Source organism: Paenibacillus sp. MAH-35 (assembly GCF_058135425.1).
Map to the genome: position 1 here is coordinate 105,410 of NZ_JBYUPU010000016.1, position 21,645 is coordinate 127,054.

The following is a 21,645-nucleotide window of genomic DNA, read 5'->3' on the forward strand; positions in this document are numbered from 1 at the left end:
CGGATTTGCCGCTGAGTATGGATTACCCCCCGATATGCGACATCTCAATTTTCGGCGAAGTGTGCGAATTCGTCATTCGGTCTTCCGAATAGCGGTCTGACCTTGCCTTCCATATATGCTCGATGTACGCGCCGATTTCGCTATCCGTCTGGTCCGATCGAAGCCGCGTACACAGATCGTGGCCCCGGGAAGCAAATAAGCAAGTATACAGCTTTCCTTCGGCAGAAATTCTGGCGCGTGTGCACGTCGAACAAAAAGCGTCGCTGACAGACGAAATGATTCCGATTTCGTCCTCGCTCCCTTTGTAACGGTAACGTGAAGCTACCTCGCCGTTATACCGGGCATCCACAGGTTCTAGCGGCATCCGTTCCTGAAGGATATCGAGGATTTGCTTTTTGGTCACGACCTTATCCGATTTCCATCCATTCGTATTGCCGACATCCATAAATTCGATAAACCGCAGAATGTGCCCTTTTTCCCGAAAGTAAGCGGCCATCGGCAGCAAATCCTGATCGTTGATCCCCTTTTGCACCACCATATTGATTTTCACTTTCATCCCTGCCTGCACGGCCGCTTCAATGCCGTCCAACACAGGCTGAACCCCGCTTCTGCCGCCGTTCATCAGACGGAATCGCTGATCGTCCAGCGAATCAAGGCTTACGGTGACCCGTTTTAGCCCCGCATCGCGAAGCGCTTTGGCATATTGGGGGAGCAGGACGCCATTGGTGGTCAGCGCCATATCTTCCACCCCCTCAAGCTGGTTCAACCGATGGAGTAAAGCAGGGAGGTCTTTCCGCAGCAGAGGTTCTCCGCCTGTAATACGCAATTTTTTGACGCCCAAGGAAACGAAAATCCGGACCAGGCGGGTCGTCTCTTCGTAGCTCAATATGCGGTCTTTAGGCAAAAATTCGTACTCCGGTCCGAAAATTTCCGCCGGCATGCAATACCGGCATCGAAAATTGCACCGGTCCGTAACGGATATTCGCAAGTCCCGTAACGGACGTTGCCGCAGGTCCAGGAGTTGATGCTCCATGGTGTTCACCCCAATCTATGTTGAGTATCGTCCCTTCGAATGCAGCTCCTCAATTCGATAAGGATGGGTATAGACATTTAAGGAATGATTGCGGATAAACCCGACCGTCGTGATCCCCAGCTCATCCGCTAATTGCAGAGCAAGCTCTGTCGGGGCGGATTTGGATAACACGACCTCGCACCCGATTTTTGCGACTTTTAATAAGATTTCGGATGAGAGGCGCCCGCTGAATACGATCATGTTCCCTTGCAACGGAATGCGATGCTTTAAACAATGTCCGTAAATCTTGTCCAGCGCATTATGCCGGCCAATATCCATCCTCGATAAAACAATCCCCTGTTTATCGCACAGCGCGGCATTATGGACGCCTCCCGTATTCCGGAACACCTCTGCCGAGCTTTGCAGCAATTCCATGAAACGAAAGCAATCATCGAACGATAAAGTCACCTGGGTTTCTGTGATCACTTTTGCCGTTTTGGCATCGTTGATAAAATAAAAGCTTTGCCGGCTTTTTCCGCAGCAGGAGGTAATGTATCGTTTCGAGTGGAATAGTTGATAAAACTCATTTCTTCTTCGGGTATGGATATGGACGAAACCGGCACTCTCATCAAACGAGATCTCGTCAATGTCGTCATAGTGCTGAATGACGCCTTCCGAAGCCAGAAAACCGACGGCCATATCTTCGATGTATTCCGGCGAACAGACCATGGTTGCAAACTCTTCGCCATCGATGCTGATGGTAACAGGGTATTCGGTCACGATCGGGTCCTGCACATGCTCGATGGCTCCGCGATGATAGCGGATAATCTCACGCTTTTTCTCGACCGGATTCACATCTGTCACATCCCTTACTGCCGTATTTGGTTGCGGTCAGACGAACACAACGCCTTCGGATCGTACAGCTCAAGAAGAGTTGAGAGGGGATTGCTGCACGCCTGTCGGGTTCTATGTATGAAAAAACCAGCATCAAACAAACTCATCATTCGGGAGAGTCTGTTCTTGCTGGTTAACCTCCCTACACGATCGTTAGGGAAATCAATCAAACGTTGGGAAGGGTATAAAGCGTTCCCGTGCTCCAGAAACACTTCATGCGGAACATAAAATATGCCGTGGTATTTCCTCGCTTGTTTTATTATAATACGTTCCTTAAAAATAACAAAGAGTCCTTAGAAGCAAGAAGCGTAAACGCAAGTTATGCAATCGCAACGATTGGGGTTACATCATTCGATCGGGGAAGGGGTCTTGCGATGAAGGAGAACCGACAGGCGATCAGTGTCGCGGAAGCCCAGCGGCGTATGGAGCCTCATATTCGTCTACAGCCGTCCGAATGTCTGGAACTTCAATACGCCTACGGTAGAAGATTGGCCGAAGACATTGCCGCCACCAGTAGTATGCCGCACTTTGTAAAATCCGGAATGGACGGGTTTGCGGTCAAAGCCGGGGATCTTCGCGGCGCCAGCTTCGAGAGCCCTGCCATGTTGGAGGTGATCCAGACGATTCCTTGCGGAACGGTCCCGTCGCTGCCCGTTCATAGCGGACAGGCTTCCCGTATTATGACGGGTGCTCCCTTGCCTGACGGTGCAGATACGGTGGTTATGTTCGAGATGACGGAAGACTGCGAGATCGGCGGCAAGCCGTTCGTAGCCGTCAAGAAGGAAGTGGAGGAAGGGAGAAATGTGTCCTTTGTCGGGGAGGAAATTCAAGAAAACGAGTTTCTGATCGGCACAGGGCAGCGGATCAACGCCGGGCAAGCTTCGCTTCTCGCCGCTTTCGGTTATGACAAGGTCCGTGTTTTTAAAAAACCCAGGGTTGCGATCTTCTCTACCGGATCGGAACTGCTCGATATACGTTCACCGCTTCAGCCCGGGAAAATTCGAGACAGCAACTTCTACATGCTCTCGTCCCTTGTACAGGAAGCCGGCGGGGAAGTTGCCGCCTTCGCGATGCTCCCCGACCATAAAGAACAATCCGAAGAAACGATCTACCGGGCAGCAGATACAGCCGATCTGATTTTGACTACGGGAGGGGTATCGGTAGGCGACTACGACATGATGGCGGAGATTTTCAACAACCTGAAGGGCACGCTGTTATTTAATAAAATCGCGATGCGTCCTGGAAGCGTAACCACTGCGGGAGTGATGCAAAGTACGCTGCTGTTCGGCTTATCGGGCAACCCGGGGGCGTGCTTTGTAGGATTCAAGCTGTTTGTTCTTCCCGCGTTGTATGGCATGTTAGGACAAAAGGAGCCGTATCCCCGAACATTCAGCGCTTATCTGAAAGGGGATTTTACAAAAGGAAACGCCTATACCCGCTTCGTCCGCGGAAAACGTTATATCCGGGAGGGCCTGGCGTTCGTGGAGCCTGTAGGGAAAGATCGGTCCGGCGTCTCCGTGTCGATCAAGGATTCGGATTGTCTCATTCTGATCCCTCCGGGCGGACGGGGAAAACGGGACGGTGAACTCGTGGAGGTCATTCCGGTCGATAACATTCACTAAGAGTAGATTAGGGTTTCCCATCATTCTTGTATGTGATGTTCAAACACAAATATGGATATGCCGAGCAGAAAAGGACCTCAACCTCCACGTTGCAGTGGGATTTGAGGTCCTTTCATTTGGAAACGGGGTCATTCCCGTGTCATGCTTATTCGCTTGGTGAAAACAGGTCAGCTGTTCAGCGTCGCGGAACGGGAGCCCGGCAGAGCCCGGTCCAAGGCAAGCAGGCGGCTGCCGCTTAAACCGAGCAGCAAGGCGATCGCCAGCAGAGCCAAGTCCAGCTCGTAGCCCGCCATTTGCCCGTTCCCGAGAAAACCGGCGGCCAGCTTGACTTTGAAAATCGCTCCGGCCATCACAATCGCCAGCAAAATGGACACGATCCGTGTGCCGAAACCAACGATCAATGCGAGGCCGCCAACCAGCTCGATAATAGCGACGATATAGGCGGCGAATCCCGGAATGCCGATGCTGTCGAACCAGCCGGATATATTCCCGATCCCGTCGCGGAATTTGACGATACCATGTACCAAAAATATGATGCCCAGCACGAGCCGCGTTATTAGCAGCCCGATCTCAACATTGCGATTCATTGAATGAAACCTCTCCCATATTGTTTAATTTCGGATCTGAAACGGACAGACGGCCAACGGTATGGATGCGTCGATTATTTCAAGTAACGGACCCGTTCCTCCAGCGGTTTAAACTGCTTCTCGCCCGCAGGAGCGGTAGGTTTGCCGAAAGGCATCTGCGCCATCAGCTTCCAGCTTGCCGGGATGTTCCACTCTTGCTTGACCGCTTCGTCGATCAGCGGGTTGTAATGCTGCAGCGAGGCGCCGAAGCCTTCCAGCTCAAGCGATGTCCAGATCACATATTGCAGCATGCCGCTCGACTGCATCGACCAGATCGGGAAGTTGTCGCTGTAGGAAGCAAACTGCTGCTGCAGCGATTCGATGACGGCATGATCCTCAAAAAACAAGACGGTTCCGTAGCCGGATGCAAAAGCGTTCATTTTATCGGCGGTAGGGCCAAACTGGTCTACCGGTACGATTTTGCGCAACGTTTCCGTCGTGATGTCCCACAGCTTCTTATGCTTGTCGCCAAGCAAAACGACGACTCTCGCCGATTGCGAGTTAAAGGAGGAGGGCGTATGTTTCACCGCATGGTTGATTACCTGCTCGATTCGCTCGTCCGATACAACCTGTTCGCTGCTGATCGCGTAGATCGAACGTCTTGCTTCCACGGCCGTATAAAAATCGTTGGCAGCTCCCTGAGCCTGCTCGCCGTCTGTCGTTTTACCAAAAATTGTGTCTAAAAATCCCATTTTCATTTCCCTCCTGATGTTTTTTGGCGGTTAATCTTAAGATTCGGATACAACGGTGAAGCGGGTGTTCGAATGTTGCGGCCGCTCGATCTCGTCCAATACGGCAATCGCATAGTCAGCGTAGCTTACATAGCTGTCGCCTTTGGAATTAAGCAGAAGATGGTCTTTGCCCAGTCGGTACGAGCCGGTTCTTCGGCCCTCCGGCGAGAAAAAGGCGGCCGGACTAAGAAACGTCCAGTTGATGGAATCCGTTAGCTGGAGAAGCTCCAGATTTTTGCCTTGATTGGTCGCGGTAGCGTGGTACTCCTTAGGGAATTGGGGCGTATCCACCAGACGGGTCGTCTTGGCCTCGTCGACGAACAAGCTGCCCGCTCCCCCGACTACGAGCAGTCTCGTATCCGGGGCTTCCTGAAGCGCCTTGATCAGCACGTTGCCGGCATCCACATGGAGATGCTCCTGACCGATTGGCGCTGCGAAAGCGTTAACGACGACATCAAAACGTTTCAAATCGCCGGAAGTTAGATCAAAGACGTTTTTCTCCAGCACCGCTACTTGAGGATTCGTTATGTTGGCGGCATTTCTGACGATAGCCGTCACTTCATGCCCTCTTGCGAGCGCTTCTTGGACGATCAGGCTTCCGGCTTTGCCGCTTGCGCCGATGACACCGATTTTTTTACTCATTTTATATTCCTCCTCTTTCGGAACGATAATTCGAATCGATATCGTTAAATAAGTTAATTACTTTTCGTAACAAAGTGTAAAACAATAAGATACAAATGTCAAGTTAGTATATTTTACTTTGTAACTAAGTTGATTTTGCGATATACTTGAAACAAGCGAGGTGAAAGCGATGAAACAGTCTTCATTATGTCCATTAGTAGAAAAGGGGATCCAAGTCTTAAGCAAACGGTGGACCGTGCTGATCGTACATCAGCTGCTTTCGGGTCCTCAGCGGTTTTGCACGATCGAGACGGCGATTCCCATCAGCGGCCGGCTGTTGTCGGAGCGGCTGAAAGATTTGGAGCAGGAAGGAATCGTGCATCGCGAGGTGTACCCGGAGACGCCTGTCCGAATTGTCTATTCGCTGACGGACAAAGGGCTTGCGCTGGCGCCGGTCATCCGGGAGATGGAGAACTGGTCGCGCGAATGGGTGAAGATTGATCCGGATGAACATGAAACCTTATAAGAGGTTGTTCAAAAAGTCCGCTTTTGATCACGAAGCAGATCAGGAAGACTGCTCGACATCGAATATTGAATTCAGCCGGAACTTCCGGTGCTCACGTAGCTCCACTACGCTCCGCTCCTCATTTCCTAGCATCATCCAATCTTCTTGGTGCTGAAAACCGGACTTTTTGAACTCGCACTATAAGTAAACGGCGTCCTCTGGTGTGCCAGACGGGCGCTGTTTTCGTTGTGCGCCCGGCATGGGCGATAACTAGGCGGTGAAAGTCCGCTACAGGCTTGGCAGTAGGAACTGTTAGCTAAAGGCAAGGGTGTCCGTCGTGAGGCGGAATCTGAAGGAAGCCGGAGGCAAACCCTCGGTCTGACGAACAGAAATCACATAGAAGGCTTGGTGGGACGGACGAGCTTGCAATGCAAAGTAAAGTCCAATACTGCCCAAATCCCATCAGGTAGATGTGGCAGATAGATGAGGGGAAAGTTATCGCTCTTACCCGGGGAGATCTCACAGACGTGGAGTAGGGAAAAAAAAAATCCGAAAGACGGAGTAAAGCTTGCTGTGAGAAGTCAGCAGACGCCATAGTACGCGAACCGCGAGCAGCGGCGAGCGGAAGGGCAGAACAATCGTAAGTCTTAAGTACATACAGGAAGGAGAACCGGTGCGTTGAAAGCAGAATACCGAAAGGGCTGCCCTCAAAGGGATAGTGTGGAACACGAAGAGTATGTGGGAGCGCGGAGTGCCGGAGCTCGGGAGAGTAGAGAAAGAGACGGTGCAGACGACCTGCTTGAAAAGATACTAAACAGGGACAACCTGAATAGCGCCTACAAGAAGGTCAAAAGCAACCACGGGGCACCGGGAATCGACGGAATGACCGTCGAGGCGGCACTGCCATGGTTGCGAGATAACAGAGATGAACTCCTGCAAAGCATCCGGGATGGCAAATACAAACCAAGCCCGGTGCGGCGCAAGGAGATTCCCAAACCGGATGGAAGCGGAGTAAGGAAACTCGGCATCCCCACAGTCGTGGATCGCGTCATCCAACAAGCCATTGCTCAGCAACTGCAACCACAGTTTGAGCCGCTTTTCTCAGACGGGAGCTATGGCTACCGTCCGAAGCGTAGCGCGCAACAAGCGATTCGGAAAGTGAAATCCTATGCGGAACAGGGATACAGCCACGCAGTAGAAATTGACCTCTCGAAGTACTTTGACACGCTGAATCACGAGTTGCTGATGAACCTGCTGCGCAAACAAATCGAAGACAAGCGCGTCACAGACTTGATTAAGAAATATTTGAAAAGCGGAGTTATGGAGAACGGAGTACGCCGAGAGACAGAAGAAGGTTCCCCGCAAGGAGGACCGCTGTCGCCGTTATTGGCGAACATCTATCTGAACGAATTCGACCAGGAGATGGAAAGCCGGGGCGTAATCGTCATCCGCTACGCAGACGACATCGTCGTGCTGGCGAAAAGCAAGCGGGCAGCAACGAGACTTCTAGAATCTTGCCGGAAGTACCTAGAGGACAAGCTGAGACTCAAGCTAAACACGCAGAAAAGCAAGGTAGTAAGCGTGGTCGCACGGAAGCACTTTAAATTTCTAGGCTATGCGCTGGGCAAGAACGGAAACGGCGTAAACATACGCGCCCACCCGGAATCACTTGTCAAGGCAAAGAAGAAGCTGAAAGAGCTGACGAACCGGAGTCAAGGCAGAAACGCTAGGCAAGTGATGGAGCGCGTAAAGGTCTACATTCGCGGTTGGTTGGGTTATTTCTATGTCGCCGACATGAAACGAATTTTGCAGGATTGGCATGAATGGCTCCGAAGACGGATGCGCATGTACATCTGGAAGCAATGGAAGAAGCCAAGAACGAAGGTGCAAAATCTACGAAAGCTAGGAATACCGGAGTGGCAGGCTTACCAATGGGGAAATACAAGGCTGGGTTACTGGCGTATAGCCGGAAGCGCAGTGTTGAATCGCTCTGTAACAAACGAAAAGCTCGCACATGCAGGGTATTATGACTTCCCTGCTCGGTACGAGCAACTTCGTAAATTGCACTTAAACGGTTGAACCGCCGTATACCGAACGGTACGTACGGTGGTGTGAGAGGTCGGCTACTCAACTAATGAGTAGCCTCCTACTCGATTTACGCGGTCATAGGGGGCTGGACAGCTGCCTTTTCAAGTCTTGATACAAGAAACGATAGGCACTAGAAGGGAAACCGTCGTGAACCGATCGGCCAAGGATTTATTGATAACGCTTAAATCGTTGAAAATATGAAATAAAGCAGCAGGGGAGTCGGTAGAGGCGACACGAGATCGGAGAGGGGACCGGTCCTCCGAACCGCCCGATACAGAGGAGACTTAAGAGTGTCTCCTCTGATACAGCGACGTCAGCAGGAAGCCGAAACAAGCAAGCACGGCGGAAAAAGCGGCGATCCTGTACATCACCGGAGCTCCCCAGCCGTCGAATACCCAGCCGCCGACGATTCCGCTGGCGAGACCGGCGAGGCACGACCAGACGATATTATAGATCGCCTGACCGGTAGCCCGGAATTGATCCGGAATGAGCAGCTGGATGTACCGCAGCGCCGTCACAAGAAAGATACCGAACGTGACGCTGTGCATGAGCTGGAGCGGAATGATCCACAACGGATCGGACACGATGCTGACCAGGAAAAACCGGACCGCATAAAAAAACGAGGCGATCATCAGCAGCGGCAGCTCCTTGAAGCGGTGACCGTTTTTGCTGAGCCAGAAAAACATCGGAATTTCGCTCAGGGAGGAAGCCGTCCATGCCCAGCCGATGACCGTATCGCTTGCTCCGAGCTCCCGCATCGTCAGCGCCAGGAAGCCGTCGTTCGTCCGGTGGGCGAACGACATCGTAAAGATCAGCGCCAGAAACAGCAGCAGCTTCGGCTGCCGGATTATATCGAAGAAACCGAAGAAGCTGATAGCGCCCGAAGAGCCGCCCGACCGGTCTTTCAGAAAAAACGCGATGCACAGCGACAGCGAGATCGTGCCGATCGTGAACAGGATGGTATGCTCGACGCCCACCGCATGCAGAATCGTTCCGAAAGCGAGCGAGGAGAAAGCGAAGCCGAGCGATCCCCATACGCGGAAGCTGGCGTAGCTTTTGCCTGTACGCCGGATCGTAAGCAGGGTGAGACTGTCGTTTAACCCGTTAATGGGCGTAAAAAAGAAATTGTACGCGACCATGACGACATACAGCCAGGCGATCGTATCCGTCTGCGATAAAATAATGGTCGTCAGCAGCTGCCCGCACAGAATGACGATCAATACTTTGCGGATCGTCTGCAGCTTGTCGCTGGCATATCCCCACACGAGATTGGCGGCGATGCCGATGAACGGTCCGATCGCATAGATGGTGCCGATCTGCAGCTTCGAATAGCCTTGAGCGCTGAAGTATAAAGGGAAAAAAGAGACGGTCAGCGCCATCGTCATGTACATGACAAATGAAAACGTCCGCATCGTCCGTTCGTCGCGAACGGTCGGCAGCGGATCGTTCCCGGCCGTCTTAGGCCCGGGAGCCCCGGCTGCGCTCTCTTGCGCTGCCGCACCGGATTCGCGGGTAACGGTACGTTCCTTCACTTCCGTAGTCATGGGACAAGATCCTTCTTTCACAGCGTTGTACCGGCTCCCCGGCTTATTCCGGGAGACTGGGCGCGGATCGCGAATGCGACGACCGCGAGCTCGGCGGCCAGACCGAGCGATTGTGCCAAGGCGCCGATCATACCGTTCCAGGCTGGCGCGTTCAGGACGCACAAAATCAGCGCCGTTAACGTGACGGCGACGTTGGCGGATTGCGAGAACAGCATGATTTTCGTCTGGCCGCGAAGCATGACGATGCCGTTGCAGAAATCAAGCCACGGGAAGATCAGCGCCAGAAACATAAAGACGCGCAGCGTATGCAAGCTGGCTTCCATCAGACGTTCGTTCACGCCCATCACATGCTCCATAAACCATGGGCCGACGCCGGTATAAGCCAGGATGCCGATCAGAAGCGTCGGAATGAAGCCGCACAGCATAACGAACCGGACCGCCAGCGCCGAGTCTTTCCGGTAGAAATTCAAAACGATTTGATGCATGTACGAGAAAAAGCTGGTCACCAGCTGCGTCAGACTCGCGGCAATCGCAAACGAGGCGATCGCCAGCTCGATGTCCGACGTTTTGCCGAGCATCGCATTAATGGCGGGGCCGACGATGACGGCGATCAGGGAGGAGAGCAGCAGCGGGCGGTAAAACTGGAAGATTTGTCCCGTCTTTTCGATCTCGTGCCCTTCCTTTTTGAGCGGCAGGCTGCGGGCCAGCCGGCTCCCCTCGATATAGCTTACGGCCGCCTCGATCGCCATCCCGACGAGGAAGATTACCGCCCCGACCTGGCCGCTCGTCACATTACCCGTATGAATGTAGTACAGCGATACGAGATACATTGCGGCGAGCCTCACAACCATCCCGATCGTCAGCCATTTCGTGCGCATGTTGCTGATGATGATGCCGTGGTACAAACACCGGATGCCCGAAAAGATGCTGACGAACATCAAAACCCGGTAGACGTCGATAATCGACTGCAGCATCGAATCGTCCACGCCGAACAAGCGCAGAAACAACAGTTCGCCGGCCGGCGAATAAGAAATCATCAGCCCTGCGGCGAACATGCCGATCAACAGACAAACCGCCACATTGGTCATCGCCTTGAACGAGGTCCGGTCGCGCACGAGCGCGGAACACGTCTGGCGAAGCAAGATGGCGGGTCGTTCGATAATCCCCAGCATGCTCAGTCCGATCGCATAACTGGCTATAATGGTTTCAGGACTGGCGGAGCGGGCGAGCGTGCTGTTGATGATGACGTGCGAGATCGTAACTAAGCTGGCGGAAAGGCCCAGCGGTATAAAAAAAGCAAAAAGCTGCCTCATGGTTAGCCGCCGTCCAGATTCGGGTTGGGTCATGATATGCGTTCTCTCCAGACTCAGGCCATGCGCGAAGCTGCCTGTTACTAAGTACGCGCTCGTAAGGCGTCTTGCAAAATGTTCCTTCCACTTATGTACTAGTATAAGACGGATTGCCCCGAACGCCTAGCAGAAAATGTTGACACGCGCTATTTTCCTGCCTTGCTGTGAACTTTACGCTTGGCGGGGAAGCTTGCCGCATGTTAAATTAATGTTCAAGAGTCGTGTTGCCTGGAGGCGTAAGGATGAAATACGAATTCGTGTACGACGAGCGACTCGGCATCGGGCTGCCGGTGCTGCACGATGCTTGGGAAGCGTTGACGGAAGCGGAGAGAGCCGAGCTGCTCCATGAATGGGAGCAGGTCCGGGGCCGGATTCCCGACCGGATCATGCAGCTCGAGAAGACGATTGTGGAGAAGCAGAACCGGCTCAATACGGAGGACGATTTTCCGACCTCCTGCCGGCTGAATACCGAGATCGCCGAGCTGGCGAGCTGCATTACCGATCTTCATTTGTGGTTCCGTGCGGATCAGGACGTATCGGTTAAGGGGCATTATTAGGAAGTTGGGTGATTTTGTACTATAATATATGGGGTATGATGCAATTCATCGGCAAGGTGATGAAATGCATCATAGATGCAATTTACCTTTATTTCGGTAAATTGTCATCAAGACTAGCGTGGAGGATCGCCGCAATTGATGACGACAAGGCGTAACAGTCAAAAAGTACCCCGAAACCCTCTAACTCTGATGCACCGATTATACCGGCATGTGTTTCCGAGCGTAAGAAGCGAACTGCAGCGTTGGCGCGAGATGGCCGAGCGCATGCCCGACCCCGAGCTGCGCAAGCAGGCGATCGACAGCATTACCCATAAAGAGTTTCATTGCAAGGGCGGGGCAGTATACGCGGCCGCCAATTTGCCGATGCGCCACGTGTTGATTCCGCTTATCGTCTCTTTCCAGACGATCAGCGATTATTTGGATAATTTATGCGACCGCAGTACCTCGATGGACCCGGAAGATTTCCGGCTGCTTCACCGTTCCATGCTGGATGCGGTCGATCCGGACGCTCCGCTCGCCGACTATTACGCACTCCGGGAGGAGCGCGAGGACGGCGGGTACCTGCACGAACTCGTCCGTACTTGCCAAGCCTGCATCTCCCGCTTGCCGTCGTATCCGCACGTCCGCGACGGCATCAAGGAACTGGTCGGGCTGTACGGCGATCTGCAGGTGTACAAGCATATCCGGCACGATTTGCGCGAGCAGGAGCTGATGAACTGGTGGGAGAAGCACCGGCCCCGTTTTTCGCATTTGCGATGGAACGAGTTCGCGGCTGCAACCGGTTCGACGCTTGGGGTGTTTTATTTGTTTTTGGCCGCTTCCGGCGAGAGGCTCACCGCCGAACGTGCGGAGGCGATTCACAAAGCTTACTTTCCGCATGTATGCGGGCTGCACATTTTACTCGATTATTTGATCGACCAGGATGAAGATTTGGCGGGCGGGGATTTGAATTTCTGTTTTTATTACGAGAACGGAGAAACGACCGCCCGGCAAATCGCAGTCATCGCGGAACGGGCCCGGAAGGACATCGTCGGTCTGGACCATCCGCAGTTTCACCGGATGATTATCGAAGGGCTGCTGGCCCTCTATTTATCCGATCCGAAAGTAAGGGAGCAAAAGCAAGTGCGGGCCATATCGCGCCAGCTTATGAAAGGCAGTCCGCTTATGCGCGTCTTCTTCTGGGCCAACAGCGTATGGATCCGCAAGGCGTCCGTCTGACGCAGCCGGACCTATGACCGACTACATGGGACTAATCGAAAGGGGAACATGATGTATGACAGTTAAGAAAATTGCCGTATTGACAAGCGGCGGCGACTCGCAAGGGATGAACGCAGCCGTTCGCGCGGTGGTGCGGAGCGCGATCTACCACGGTCTGGAAGTGTACGGCGTTCAGCGCGGGTACTACGGGCTTATTAACGAAGATATTCGTCCGATGGATTTGCGCAGCGTCGGCGATATTATACAGCGCGGCGGAACGATTTTGCAGACGGCCCGCTGCAAGGAGTTTTTGACCCCGGAAGGCCAGCAGCTCGGAGCGGACAACTTGCGCAAGCACGGGATCGACGGCCTCGTCGTTATCGGTGGCGAAGGTTCGTATCAAGGCGCAAATAAATTGAGCAAGCTGGGAATCCGTACGATGGGGCTGCCGGGCACGATCGACAACGATATTCCGTTCACGGACGTGACGATCGGCTTCGATACGGCTGTCAGCATCGTCGTTGATGCGATCAACAAGCTGCGCGATACGATGAGCTCGCATGAGCGTTCCTCCGTCGTAGAGGTGATGGGCCGTCACTGCGGAGACATCGCCCTGTATGCAGGACTTGCCAGCGGCGCCGAAACGATTCTCGTACCGGAAGTGCCGTTCGATCTGGACGAGGTGGCGAAGCGGATGGAAGCCAACTTCCAGGTCGGCAAACGCCACAGCATTATCGTGATCGCCGAAGGAGCGGGCAACGCACAAAGCGTGGCCGACCGCATCAAGGAATCGAACGGGATCGACGCACGCGTAACAGTGCTTGGCCATATTCAGCGCGGCGGTACGCCGACGCACAATGACCGCATCCTGGCTAGCCGTCTCGGCGACTTTGCGGTGCGTCAGCTGATCTCCGGCGATTCCGGCAAGGCGTGCGGCGTCATCAAAGGCGAGCTCGTCACGACCGATATCGACAAGGTCGTTCATTCCAAGAAAGAAATTAACCGCGAGCTGTACGAGCTTGCGCTTCGTTTGTCGCAATAAGCGGCGATAGCATGGCTTGCGGGCGCAGTAGCGGTAGTGCGAGCAGCTTGCTGGAACAGGACTGGCGAGGGGCTGCCTCAAAAGGGATTTGCAATATCTGAGCCCACTTCGAACCGGTTTTCTGTGAAGAATAAGGACCTCAACCTCCGTTTTACCACGGAATTTGAGGTCCTTTCCTTTGAAATCGGGATGTTACCATGCCCCGTGCGAACGCTTTTATGGACAGTCCCTTTCGTCTACCGGCAACCGATCTTTCTCAGACAGGCAAGAAGGGAAAGCGCCAAATAAGAGTGGCAAACCGCTCTTTATCGGATAATCGACGCGGCTAACTACACCGATCCGGCACCCGCCAAGGCATCCCCACCGCCCCAAACAACAGTATCCGCATCACCTTCACATCAGTAAGCCGACCTGTTTTCTCACGCGCTTCTATCAGGCCTTATCCCGCCATCCGCTTCCAATCGCCGATCGAACGACTTCCCCTTTCTTTACAATGACGACCCAGTTCCTGCAGAGCTTATCCTATTCTTTCTCTAGCAAGCCGGCGCGCTTTGGATTATAATGACTACCATATCCCGCATGTCGGACTACCAGCCGGCACACATAGCGGGGAGCCCCGGGAGGAGTCGGTCGCAATGTCGAACGCTTATGAAGGTACTTTTTACGGAGAGAGAGCGATATGGCTGAAGTTCGGGCCGTACGAGGCAGCGCTGCTTCCCGAAGTTGGCGGCAATCTGGTCGCGTTTCGGGACGCGGAGAACGGGTTCCGCTATTTGCGGGAGCCGGAGGCGGACGAGATGGAAGCGTTTAAACAAAGACCGATGGTGCATGGCATTCCGGTGCTGTTTCCGCCGAACCGGTACGAGGACGGCAACTTTCCTTGGAACGGACAAACGTACAAGCTCCCCGTCACCGAGCCGGGCCGGAACAATCATATACACGGCTTCTTCTACAATATCCCTTGGCAGGTGGACGATTACGGCGCCGATGCCGGTTCCAGTTATGTAGTCGTTGCGCAGCGGGTCGACGAATCGCATCCGGCCTTTGCATATTTTCCTCATAAATTCACGATCAAAATCCGTTATTCGCTTAGCAAGGACGGGCTCACGCAGGAGACCGGGGTGCGCAATGACGGCTTGCAGCCGATGCCGTGCACGCTTGGCTTCCATACGACGGTAAACGCTCCGTTCGCGCCGGGAAGCACGCCGTCCGATTGTTCGTTCCGAATGACGGTAGGCGAGCGGATCGAACTGAACGAGCGGATGCTGCCGACCGGACGATTCTCGGCGCTCGATGCGGACGAGGAGAAGATGAAGGGAGCAGGCACGACGCCGTATTTCGCATCGCTCGACAACCATTATACAGCGGTCCCGCAAGGCGGCCGCAACGTCATGGAGCTGACCGATACCCGGCTGAACGTCAGGCTGGTTTACGAGGCGGGCTCGGCGTACAAGTTCTGGATGATCTATAACGGAGGCGGCCAAGGCGGGTTCTTCTGTCCGGAGCCGCAGACGGGGATGGTGAACGCGCCGAGCGCCCCATTTTCCGCCGAAGAAACCGGACTCGTATCGCTCGCACCGGGAGAAGTATGGCAGGAGTCGAGCCGGATGTACGGCGAATCTTGCTGAATATATACAGTCATACCCAGCAACCGTCCGGATGGAACCGGCGATCTTGCTTCCAACAAAGGGGCTCAGCACGGTGGTTGTCGGCCGCTGTTCATGAAGAAAAAGAAATCGTCCCCAAAGTGTTGGCACGACACTAAAACATCTCGAACAACCGAAACGAAACGAAAGGACCTCAAGTTCCGCTGAAAGGCGGAGGCCTGAGGTCCTTTTCTCAAGAAACCGGTTCTAAGCAGGGCTCGAATAATCGCTATATGACGATTGAAACAGTCCCTCATTATTTCATCTGCGTTCGCTTCAGCCGCATCAGGCGCGACCAAGCGCCGCGACAATTTCTTCCGCGGACGGGCTGCCTTTCCGGGCGAAAGCAATCTTCCCCTGCTTGTCGATTCCGTATACGACCCGCTGCTGGAGAAACAGACCGAGCATCTTGCCGACCCCATACATTTTGCGGATCGAGCCGCCTTCATCGACGGCGATCGGAAAGTCCAGTCCGTGATTCGCCGCGAACTTCCGGTGAGCGTCCATCCCGGCCGGATTCACGCCGATGACGACTGCACCGATCGATTCGTACTGCTTCTTGCTGTCCCGGACCGCGCACAGCTGGGCGGTGCAGCCCGGCGTTTCGTCCATCGGGTAAAAAATAAGAACGACGGGCCGTTTGCCGATCAGCTCGCCCAGCTTAACGGTTCCTTGCGTGCTCTCCGCCTCGAACAACGGGGCCGGTTCGCCTAGTTGCAGCATATGTTATCCCTCCGGTCTGGAAATGAACTCTTGCCTCTCCATTATACTACTCCCGTACTAAAACGTGGGCAAGCAGGTGAGGAACGAGGACACGGTAAAAGACGAAAGCGAAACGCGGTATCCGTAATCGATCGGACGGCGAAGGAAGGCGGCTCTTTCCATGAACCAATAAAAGGAATATAATAAACAAAAAAGTATGTAATATCGGAGAGGAGATTCCAGCATGAACGTAACCATACTGGCAGGGAGTAACAAAAAAGCGTCCACCAGTACGAAGCTGTGCCGGTATTTATCCAGGCTGCTTGAAGAGAAGGGATGCCGGGTCACTTTGTTCGATCTGTATGAGCGCCCCGTACCTCTGTTCACACCGGATGACCGGAATCCTCCTGACGAGAATCTGGCCGCACTGAAACAAGCGATGCTGCAGGCCGATGCCATCGTATTAAGCACTCCCGATTATCACGGAGGTATCTCCGGCGTCCTGAAAAATGCGATCGATCATCTCGGCTTCGATCATTTCGACAGCAAGGCGGTCTTATCCGTCTCCTCGACCGGCGGTGCTGTCGGCGTCAGTCCGCTCCAGCAGCTGCAGGTAATCGTCAGGGGCGTTCACGGCGTCAATTGCCCCGAATGGATCTCGATCGGCGGAGACAACCGCCAGTTCGACGCCGAGGGCGAGCCGGTCAACCCGATGGTGAAGGAAAGAGCGATGAGAACAGTCGCCTATTTCGTCCAGTTGGCGAACGCGCTGCGCAACCGCTGACAACAAACGGATGAACGAAACAAAGCCGCTTCCGTCACTGGAAGCGGCTTTTGTGCGGGTGCTGCAGGTTTCCGCTAGGACTTTTTCCCGCGAAACTCTTTCATAAACAAGTAAGCGCCTGCAATCAGCAGCAATGCGCCGCCCAAAGCCGCATTTACCGTAAACAGGCCGTCCCACCAGCCGCCGAAAGCCGACAGCGAGCAGAAAAAGACGACGGCGCCGATAAAACCGAGCATCAGATTGCCGCCGCTCGAGTTCGGATAAGCGTAGCCGGCATACGGGAAGCCGTGGCGAATCGCCCGGTTGATCGCATCGGTCTGATGAACCGCGTCGAAGACGTTGTAGAAATAAACGACCGGAATAAGCAGTGACAGCAAGGTGACGGGAAGCACGTTGTTTTGTACCGGGCCGTCGGCGAAAAAAACGATGGCGACGATGTCGAGCGCGAGCAGCATCATGATGGACATGCCGCGAACGACGGCGCCGAGATACATTTGCCCGGTTCCGGGAATGAACATGGACAATACTGTGGCGACAAACTTGCTCTTCGGTTTTACCGGATCGATCGGGAACGAATAAGCTCCCGGTCCGCCTTGATAAGGGGGGACGTGCTGCTGGTGAGCTGGTCCTGATTCGAAATATCGGTCGTTCATGGATCGCTCCTTCTTTCCGTCAATGGGTTTGATACCAGCTTACCCGTACCGGCTTGCCGCGAAAACAGACTGGAGACGGTTTCCGGACTGGACTAAAGTCGGGCAGTGTCCGTGCTTCAGCCGAAGGGCGGCCGGACGCGACCGCAGACAAGCAATCGCGCCGCAGCGCGGTGCGTAGCTATCGCCTCGCTTACCGGTAATCGACTCCAGACGTGTACGTGTTGCCCGCGTTCCAGAGCAAATATTCATGAACGCCGTTATCGTTCAGAGCGCGGATCTGTTCCTCCAGCTCGCGCTTGCCGTACCGGATATATCCTTTCACCCACGAGGCGGTAAAGTCCTGAATCCAGGGGCGGACAACCGGCTTAAGCTCCGCCAGCGGTTCGAGCTTTTTATTCGTATCGATCATGGCGCCGTTAATCGTAACGTACGGAGCGGCGTCCGGCACCTTGGAACCGTACCATCCCGTGCTGTAATGGCTCGGATAGATCATAGGGGAGATTACATCGACGTACTTCGATATTTTCTCGAAGTCCTGCCCGATTCCTTCGGCGGCCGGTACGGAAGCGGCATAGCCGAAAATATCGACCGAGACGCGCACCCCGTACGGAGCGAGCTGCTCGCGCGCATACCATACAAAGTCGGCGACGGCGTCGATTCGCGTCCGCTCGTCCTTCGTATAAGTCAGCTCCTCCGCCCGTTTCTCGAACCCTTCGGGAAACCGCACATAGTCGAACTGGATCTCCTTAAAGCCTGCTTTGGCCGCTTCCTTGGCGACGGCGATGTTGTAATCCCACACTTCCTTGCGGTACGGATTAACGAAGCTGTCACCCGGATTTTTGCCGTTCGTCCAGACCGATCCGTCCGGATTCCGAAACGACAGCTCCGGCTGCCGGTTCGCCAACACCGTATCTTTGAAGACGACGACTCTTGCAATCGGGTAGATGTGATGATCGTTTAGTTTGGCAATAAGTCCCGGCATATCGGAAATGATCTTTTTGGTCGTGTCCATCGCTTCAAGCTGTTCGTTCCCGGTCGGATACGTAATGTACCCGTAATCGTCCTTGATATCGATCACGAGGGAATTCAGCTCCGTCTCGTCGATCAGCTGGAGCAGCGTTTGCAGCCGCGCCCCTCCCGCGCTGTGCGCAGTGGCGTAGACGCCCTTAACAAGCGGAGCGTCCTGCTGCGGATCGGTCTTGCTGTATGCGCCGCCGGGCGGTGTCCCGGCTTGTTCGGCCGCGGCCGGCCGGGCCGAATCGACTGCGGCCTGCAGCAGCTGCTCGAGCGGGATGTCGGCCGGAGTGCCGGATACATTGCCGCAGAGCAGAAGCCAGGCGGCCAGTAATAGTTCCATACCTCTCGTCTCCAATCCGAAAATCCGGTTTCTGGACCTTCATTATACGGGAACCCGCGAACGAATCCCAGAGGATTTTGTAGGATTATGTTGAAAGAAGACGGCTGAATCGATTAGGATTAGAGAGGCGTGCCCGGAGGGGCATGCATTCATCGAAGGTGAGGACGGATGGATTCATGACTAGACAGCTGTTCGCCGTAAAAGGGGTGCTGTTTTCTTTTTATGCCCTGCAGGCGGTATTGCTTCCCTATTTGCCGGTATATTTCGGAATGAAAGGTTATACGCCGGTGCAAATCGGGTGGCTCATGAATATCGGTCCGTTCGTGGCGATGTTTGCGCAGCCGGTATGGGGTTATTTAAGCGATAAATATAATACAATCAAACGGATCATCGGCCTTTTATGGTTGTTTACGATACTAGCGAGCGTAGGTTTATTCCTGTCGGGAACGTTTGGACTGGCCTTTTGGTTTGTGATGCTGCTGTATTTCTTCATGTATCCTTCGATTCCGCTGCTCGACAGCTTAACGATGAAATCGATTCGCGGGACGAAGCAGTCGTATGGAGCGGTGCGGTCGTGGGGCTCGGCAGGATTCAGCATCGTTGCGATCTTGTCCGGTTATATGCTGGCCTGGATCGGCGGAATCGAGAAGATCGGTTATTTGTTCTGGGCGCTGTGGCTCGTACCGTTCGCGCTGCTGATGTTTCTCAGAGAACGTGCGGGACAGGAGCAAGGAGGGAGCGCGGATACGCGCATCCGGATTAAAGATATCGGCGTCCTGCTCCGCAACCGGATGTTTCTCTGGTTTCTGATCATGATCCTGATCGTCTCGATTCCGCATCGTCTGAACGATGTATGGTTTACGCTGCATCTGGCCGAACTTGGCGCTCCCGATACGTGGTTCGGCTTGGCGTGGGCGGTCGCTTCCGTCAGCGAGACGCTGGCGTTCGCCTGGCTTGGCCGTCATCTCCATAAATATCACGAGCTGGCTGTGCTCGGCCTGACCTCGATTCTGTACGCTGTCCGCTGGGCGGCATACGCCTGGATCGACGATCCGTCCGTGCTGATCGCGCTTCAGGCGTCTCACAGCTTCACCTTCGCTTTGTTCTGGATGGCGACGATCCAATACGCCGTCCGACTCGTACCGGCGGAGATGGGTTCGACCGGGCAAGCGATCGTCTCCGCCGTATTTCTCGGACTGGCGGGACTACTGGGCGGGGTGATCGGGGGATGGTTCAAGCAGGAGTGGGGAGGCGGCAGCATGTATATATTCGGGGCCGTTTTAAGCGCCATTGCCGCACTGTTCCTATATGCCACCCACCAGTACCGCCGCAGCCGGGGATGGAGCTGACGGTAAACCGGCGGCAACGCCAAAAAAGACGCCCTTTCAATGAAGCAGGGCGTCTTTTTGATATTCGGAAATGCTGTACTTCACAATGTCCAACGCGTCGGCTTTCTCAAGTGCGTCGAATCCGTATCGGAGCACGATGTCCATGTCCAGTTCGGATGTTTTCAGGCAAGGGTACATGTCAGGCGTTAATTTCATGACAATCCTGGATAATTTGACCGTTTCCATGAGCACCACACCTTTCCGCATTTTTTCTCGAATCGGTCTTACGACGATCGGCCAAAAAAACGAAAAGAGTACACGTTGCTGAGCGTTCATACCAGAACCTATGAAATTACAAGTCCATTATACCACAAGTCCATTCTCTTTGCGTCCGTTTTACAACATTTTCCTGCGTCCAAATTTACGGAACCCAGCATTATTTTACATTTATTGTAATTTGCGGAATTCTCCGATCACGGCAACCGTCTCGACAATGTTGACGAACGCCTTCGGGTCCGTTTCTTTAATAATTTTGCGCAGTTCAGCCAGTTCGTACCGGGTCGTCACCGTCATCAGCATTTCATGCTGGCTCTGGCTGTACGCGCCTTCGGTTTTGATCACGGTTACCCCGCGGGGAAGCGCGAGCAGCCGCCCGGCGATCTCTTTCCTCTTGCTCGTCACGATGAAGGCGGTCACTTTAACATGGCGGATATGAATCGTATCCACGACGAGCCCCGCTATGAAAATGGAGAGCATCGAGCACAACGCCAAGTCCCAGTTCAGCATAAAACCGAGCGCCAGCACGACGGTGCTGTTCAGGATGAACAGGATCATGCCGAGCGGATAATCGCGTCTCCGGGTCAGGATCGAGCCGATGATATCGAATCCGCCCGACGAGCCGCCGGTTCTAAGCGACAACCCCGAGCCGAGGCCGAGCAGGCTTCCGCCGAACACGGCTCCGATAATCGGATCGCTGTTAATGGATATGCCGGGGATAAGCTGCAAAAAGACGGTGGTTGCCAGTACCGATACGATGCTCAGCACAATGAACCGCTTGCCTATGACGATCCAGCCCCAGATCAACACAGGCAGGTTGATCAGAAAATATAACAGGCCGATGTTCCAGCCGGTGAAATAGCCGACCATCATCGAAATGCCCGACAATCCTCCGCTTAACAGCTGATGGGGTATAAGAAATAAATTGAAGCCCGCTGCTATAAGAAACGCTCCGAGCGCCATACGCAGCAAATCGTACAGATCGCGCAACCGAACCATGGCAAGTCCCTCCATACCATGTAGTGTTCCACAAGGTCGGCGGTTGCCATACTAAAAAACGCCAACAAAGCGGAGCGATGGCTTCGGTGCGGATTTCGGCGCTTTGCGATCC

General features: G+C 54.1%; 21 protein-coding genes. 9 read left to right on the plus strand and 12 right to left on the minus strand.

The features are described from left to right. Nucleotides 1-22: 22 nt before the first annotated feature. Nucleotides 23-1,033, minus strand: coding sequence for a GTP 3',8-cyclase MoaA (moaA, locus tag AC3Y2E_RS18400; protein ID WP_379212853.1), 1,011 nt, complete (start codon nucleotides 1,031-1,033; stop codon nucleotides 23-25). 15 nt (nucleotides 1,034-1,048) lie between these two features. Next, on the minus strand, nucleotides 1,049-1,867 hold the full coding sequence (gene fdhD, locus AC3Y2E_RS18405) for a formate dehydrogenase accessory sulfurtransferase FdhD (RefSeq protein WP_379212855.1): 819 nt from the start codon (nucleotides 1,865-1,867) through the stop codon (nucleotides 1,049-1,051). Nucleotides 1,868-2,280: 413 nt separating this feature from the next. Here fdhD and AC3Y2E_RS18410 point away from each other — a divergent pair, with 413 nt between their 5' ends. After that, the gene (locus AC3Y2E_RS18410; protein WP_379212857.1) at nucleotides 2,281-3,528 is read left to right on the plus strand and encodes a molybdopterin molybdotransferase MoeA; all 1,248 of its coding nucleotides are present in this window, start codon (nucleotides 2,281-2,283) and stop codon (nucleotides 3,526-3,528) included. A gap of 167 nt (nucleotides 3,529-3,695) precedes the next feature. Here the strand turns inward: AC3Y2E_RS18410 and AC3Y2E_RS18415 are convergent, their stop codons facing one another. From AC3Y2E_RS18415 to AC3Y2E_RS18425, 3 genes are all read right to left on the minus strand, one after another. Beyond that, on the minus strand, nucleotides 3,696-4,115 hold the full coding sequence (locus AC3Y2E_RS18415; RefSeq protein ID WP_379212859.1) for a DoxX family protein: 420 nt from the start codon (nucleotides 4,113-4,115) through the stop codon (nucleotides 3,696-3,698). 74 nt (nucleotides 4,116-4,189) lie between these two features. After that, nucleotides 4,190-4,846 carry a nitroreductase family protein gene (locus AC3Y2E_RS18420; RefSeq protein WP_379212861.1) on the minus strand — a complete coding sequence of 219 codons (657 nt, stop codon included), beginning with the start codon at nucleotides 4,844-4,846 and terminating at the stop codon, nucleotides 4,190-4,192. A gap of 36 nt (nucleotides 4,847-4,882) precedes the next feature. Continuing rightward, nucleotides 4,883-5,527, minus strand: coding sequence for an NAD(P)-dependent oxidoreductase (locus AC3Y2E_RS18425; RefSeq protein WP_379212863.1), 645 nt, complete (start codon nucleotides 5,525-5,527; stop codon nucleotides 4,883-4,885). A gap of 169 nt (nucleotides 5,528-5,696) precedes the next feature. Between AC3Y2E_RS18425 and AC3Y2E_RS18430 the strand changes: the two genes are divergently transcribed. Together AC3Y2E_RS18430 and ltrA are read left to right on the plus strand one after the other, a co-directional pair. Beyond that, nucleotides 5,697-6,032 carry a winged helix-turn-helix transcriptional regulator gene (locus AC3Y2E_RS18430; protein ID WP_190928920.1) on the plus strand — a complete coding sequence of 112 codons (336 nt, stop codon included), beginning with the start codon at nucleotides 5,697-5,699 and terminating at the stop codon, nucleotides 6,030-6,032. 657 nt (nucleotides 6,033-6,689) lie between these two features. Further along, nucleotides 6,690-8,090 carry a group II intron reverse transcriptase/maturase gene (ltrA, locus tag AC3Y2E_RS18435; RefSeq protein ID WP_379212866.1) on the plus strand — a complete coding sequence of 467 codons (1,401 nt, stop codon included), beginning with the start codon at nucleotides 6,690-6,692 and terminating at the stop codon, nucleotides 8,088-8,090. A gap of 293 nt (nucleotides 8,091-8,383) precedes the next feature. On the opposite strand, the gene AC3Y2E_RS18440 is transcribed toward ltrA, so the two are convergent. After that, nucleotides 8,384-9,643 (minus strand): MFS transporter, encoded by a 1,260-nt coding sequence (locus tag AC3Y2E_RS18440; protein WP_379212868.1) that lies wholly within the window; start codon nucleotides 9,641-9,643, stop codon nucleotides 8,384-8,386. A 17-nt stretch (nucleotides 9,644-9,660) separates the two neighbouring features. Further along, nucleotides 9,661-10,956 (minus strand): MATE family efflux transporter, encoded by a 1,296-nt coding sequence (locus AC3Y2E_RS18445; RefSeq protein WP_379212870.1) that lies wholly within the window; start codon nucleotides 10,954-10,956, stop codon nucleotides 9,661-9,663. A gap of 278 nt (nucleotides 10,957-11,234) precedes the next feature. Here AC3Y2E_RS18445 and AC3Y2E_RS18450 point away from each other — a divergent pair, with 278 nt between their 5' ends. The 4 genes from AC3Y2E_RS18450 (at nucleotide 11,235) to AC3Y2E_RS18465 (ending at nucleotide 15,416) form a co-directional block, all read left to right on the plus strand. Further along, nucleotides 11,235-11,549, plus strand: a complete 315-nt coding sequence (locus AC3Y2E_RS18450; protein ID WP_379212872.1) for a hypothetical protein — start codon at nucleotides 11,235-11,237, stop codon at nucleotides 11,547-11,549. 138 nt (nucleotides 11,550-11,687) lie between these two features. Continuing rightward, nucleotides 11,688-12,767, plus strand: coding sequence for a tetraprenyl-beta-curcumene synthase family protein (locus AC3Y2E_RS18455; RefSeq protein ID WP_379212874.1), 1,080 nt, complete (start codon nucleotides 11,688-11,690; stop codon nucleotides 12,765-12,767). A gap of 55 nt (nucleotides 12,768-12,822) precedes the next feature. After that, complete coding sequence (gene pfkA / locus AC3Y2E_RS18460) at nucleotides 12,823-13,788, plus strand: 6-phosphofructokinase (protein ID WP_190928923.1); 966 nt, start codon at nucleotides 12,823-12,825, stop codon at nucleotides 13,786-13,788. A gap of 635 nt (nucleotides 13,789-14,423) precedes the next feature. Then, nucleotides 14,424-15,416: an aldose 1-epimerase gene (locus AC3Y2E_RS18465; RefSeq protein WP_379212877.1), complete on the plus strand. Its 993-nt coding sequence runs from the start codon at nucleotides 14,424-14,426 to the stop codon at nucleotides 15,414-15,416. A gap of 303 nt (nucleotides 15,417-15,719) precedes the next feature. Here the strand turns inward: AC3Y2E_RS18465 and AC3Y2E_RS18470 are convergent, their stop codons facing one another. Next, nucleotides 15,720-16,157 carry a peroxiredoxin gene (locus AC3Y2E_RS18470; RefSeq protein ID WP_379212879.1) on the minus strand — a complete coding sequence of 146 codons (438 nt, stop codon included), beginning with the start codon at nucleotides 16,155-16,157 and terminating at the stop codon, nucleotides 15,720-15,722. Between the two features lie 223 nt (nucleotides 16,158-16,380). Between AC3Y2E_RS18470 and AC3Y2E_RS18475 the strand changes: the two genes are divergently transcribed. Further along, on the plus strand, nucleotides 16,381-16,920 hold the full coding sequence (locus AC3Y2E_RS18475; protein WP_332070239.1) for an NADPH-dependent FMN reductase: 540 nt from the start codon (nucleotides 16,381-16,383) through the stop codon (nucleotides 16,918-16,920). A 74-nt stretch (nucleotides 16,921-16,994) separates the two neighbouring features. On the opposite strand, the gene AC3Y2E_RS18480 is transcribed toward AC3Y2E_RS18475, so the two are convergent. Together AC3Y2E_RS18480 and AC3Y2E_RS18485 are read right to left on the minus strand one after the other, a co-directional pair. Continuing rightward, the gene (locus tag AC3Y2E_RS18480) at nucleotides 16,995-17,573 is read right to left on the minus strand and encodes a hypothetical protein (protein ID WP_332070238.1); all 579 of its coding nucleotides are present in this window, start codon (nucleotides 17,571-17,573) and stop codon (nucleotides 16,995-16,997) included. A gap of 190 nt (nucleotides 17,574-17,763) precedes the next feature. After that, nucleotides 17,764-18,930: a putative glycoside hydrolase gene (locus AC3Y2E_RS18485; protein WP_379212882.1), complete on the minus strand. Its 1,167-nt coding sequence runs from the start codon at nucleotides 18,928-18,930 to the stop codon at nucleotides 17,764-17,766. A gap of 143 nt (nucleotides 18,931-19,073) precedes the next feature. On the opposite strand from AC3Y2E_RS18485, the gene AC3Y2E_RS18490 reads away from it, so the two are divergent. Continuing rightward, the gene (locus tag AC3Y2E_RS18490) at nucleotides 19,074-20,279 is read left to right on the plus strand and encodes an MFS transporter (protein ID WP_379212884.1); all 1,206 of its coding nucleotides are present in this window, start codon (nucleotides 19,074-19,076) and stop codon (nucleotides 20,277-20,279) included. 36 nt (nucleotides 20,280-20,315) lie between these two features. On the opposite strand, the gene AC3Y2E_RS18495 is transcribed toward AC3Y2E_RS18490, so the two are convergent. Beyond that, a complete protein-coding gene (locus tag AC3Y2E_RS18495; protein ID WP_379212886.1) occupies nucleotides 20,316-20,504 on the minus strand; it encodes a hypothetical protein in 189 nt (62 codons plus the stop codon). A gap of 201 nt (nucleotides 20,505-20,705) precedes the next feature. Next, complete coding sequence (locus tag AC3Y2E_RS18500) at nucleotides 20,706-21,533, minus strand: YitT family protein (protein ID WP_379212888.1); 828 nt, start codon at nucleotides 21,531-21,533, stop codon at nucleotides 20,706-20,708. Between the last annotated feature and the right edge of the window lie 112 nt (nucleotides 21,534-21,645).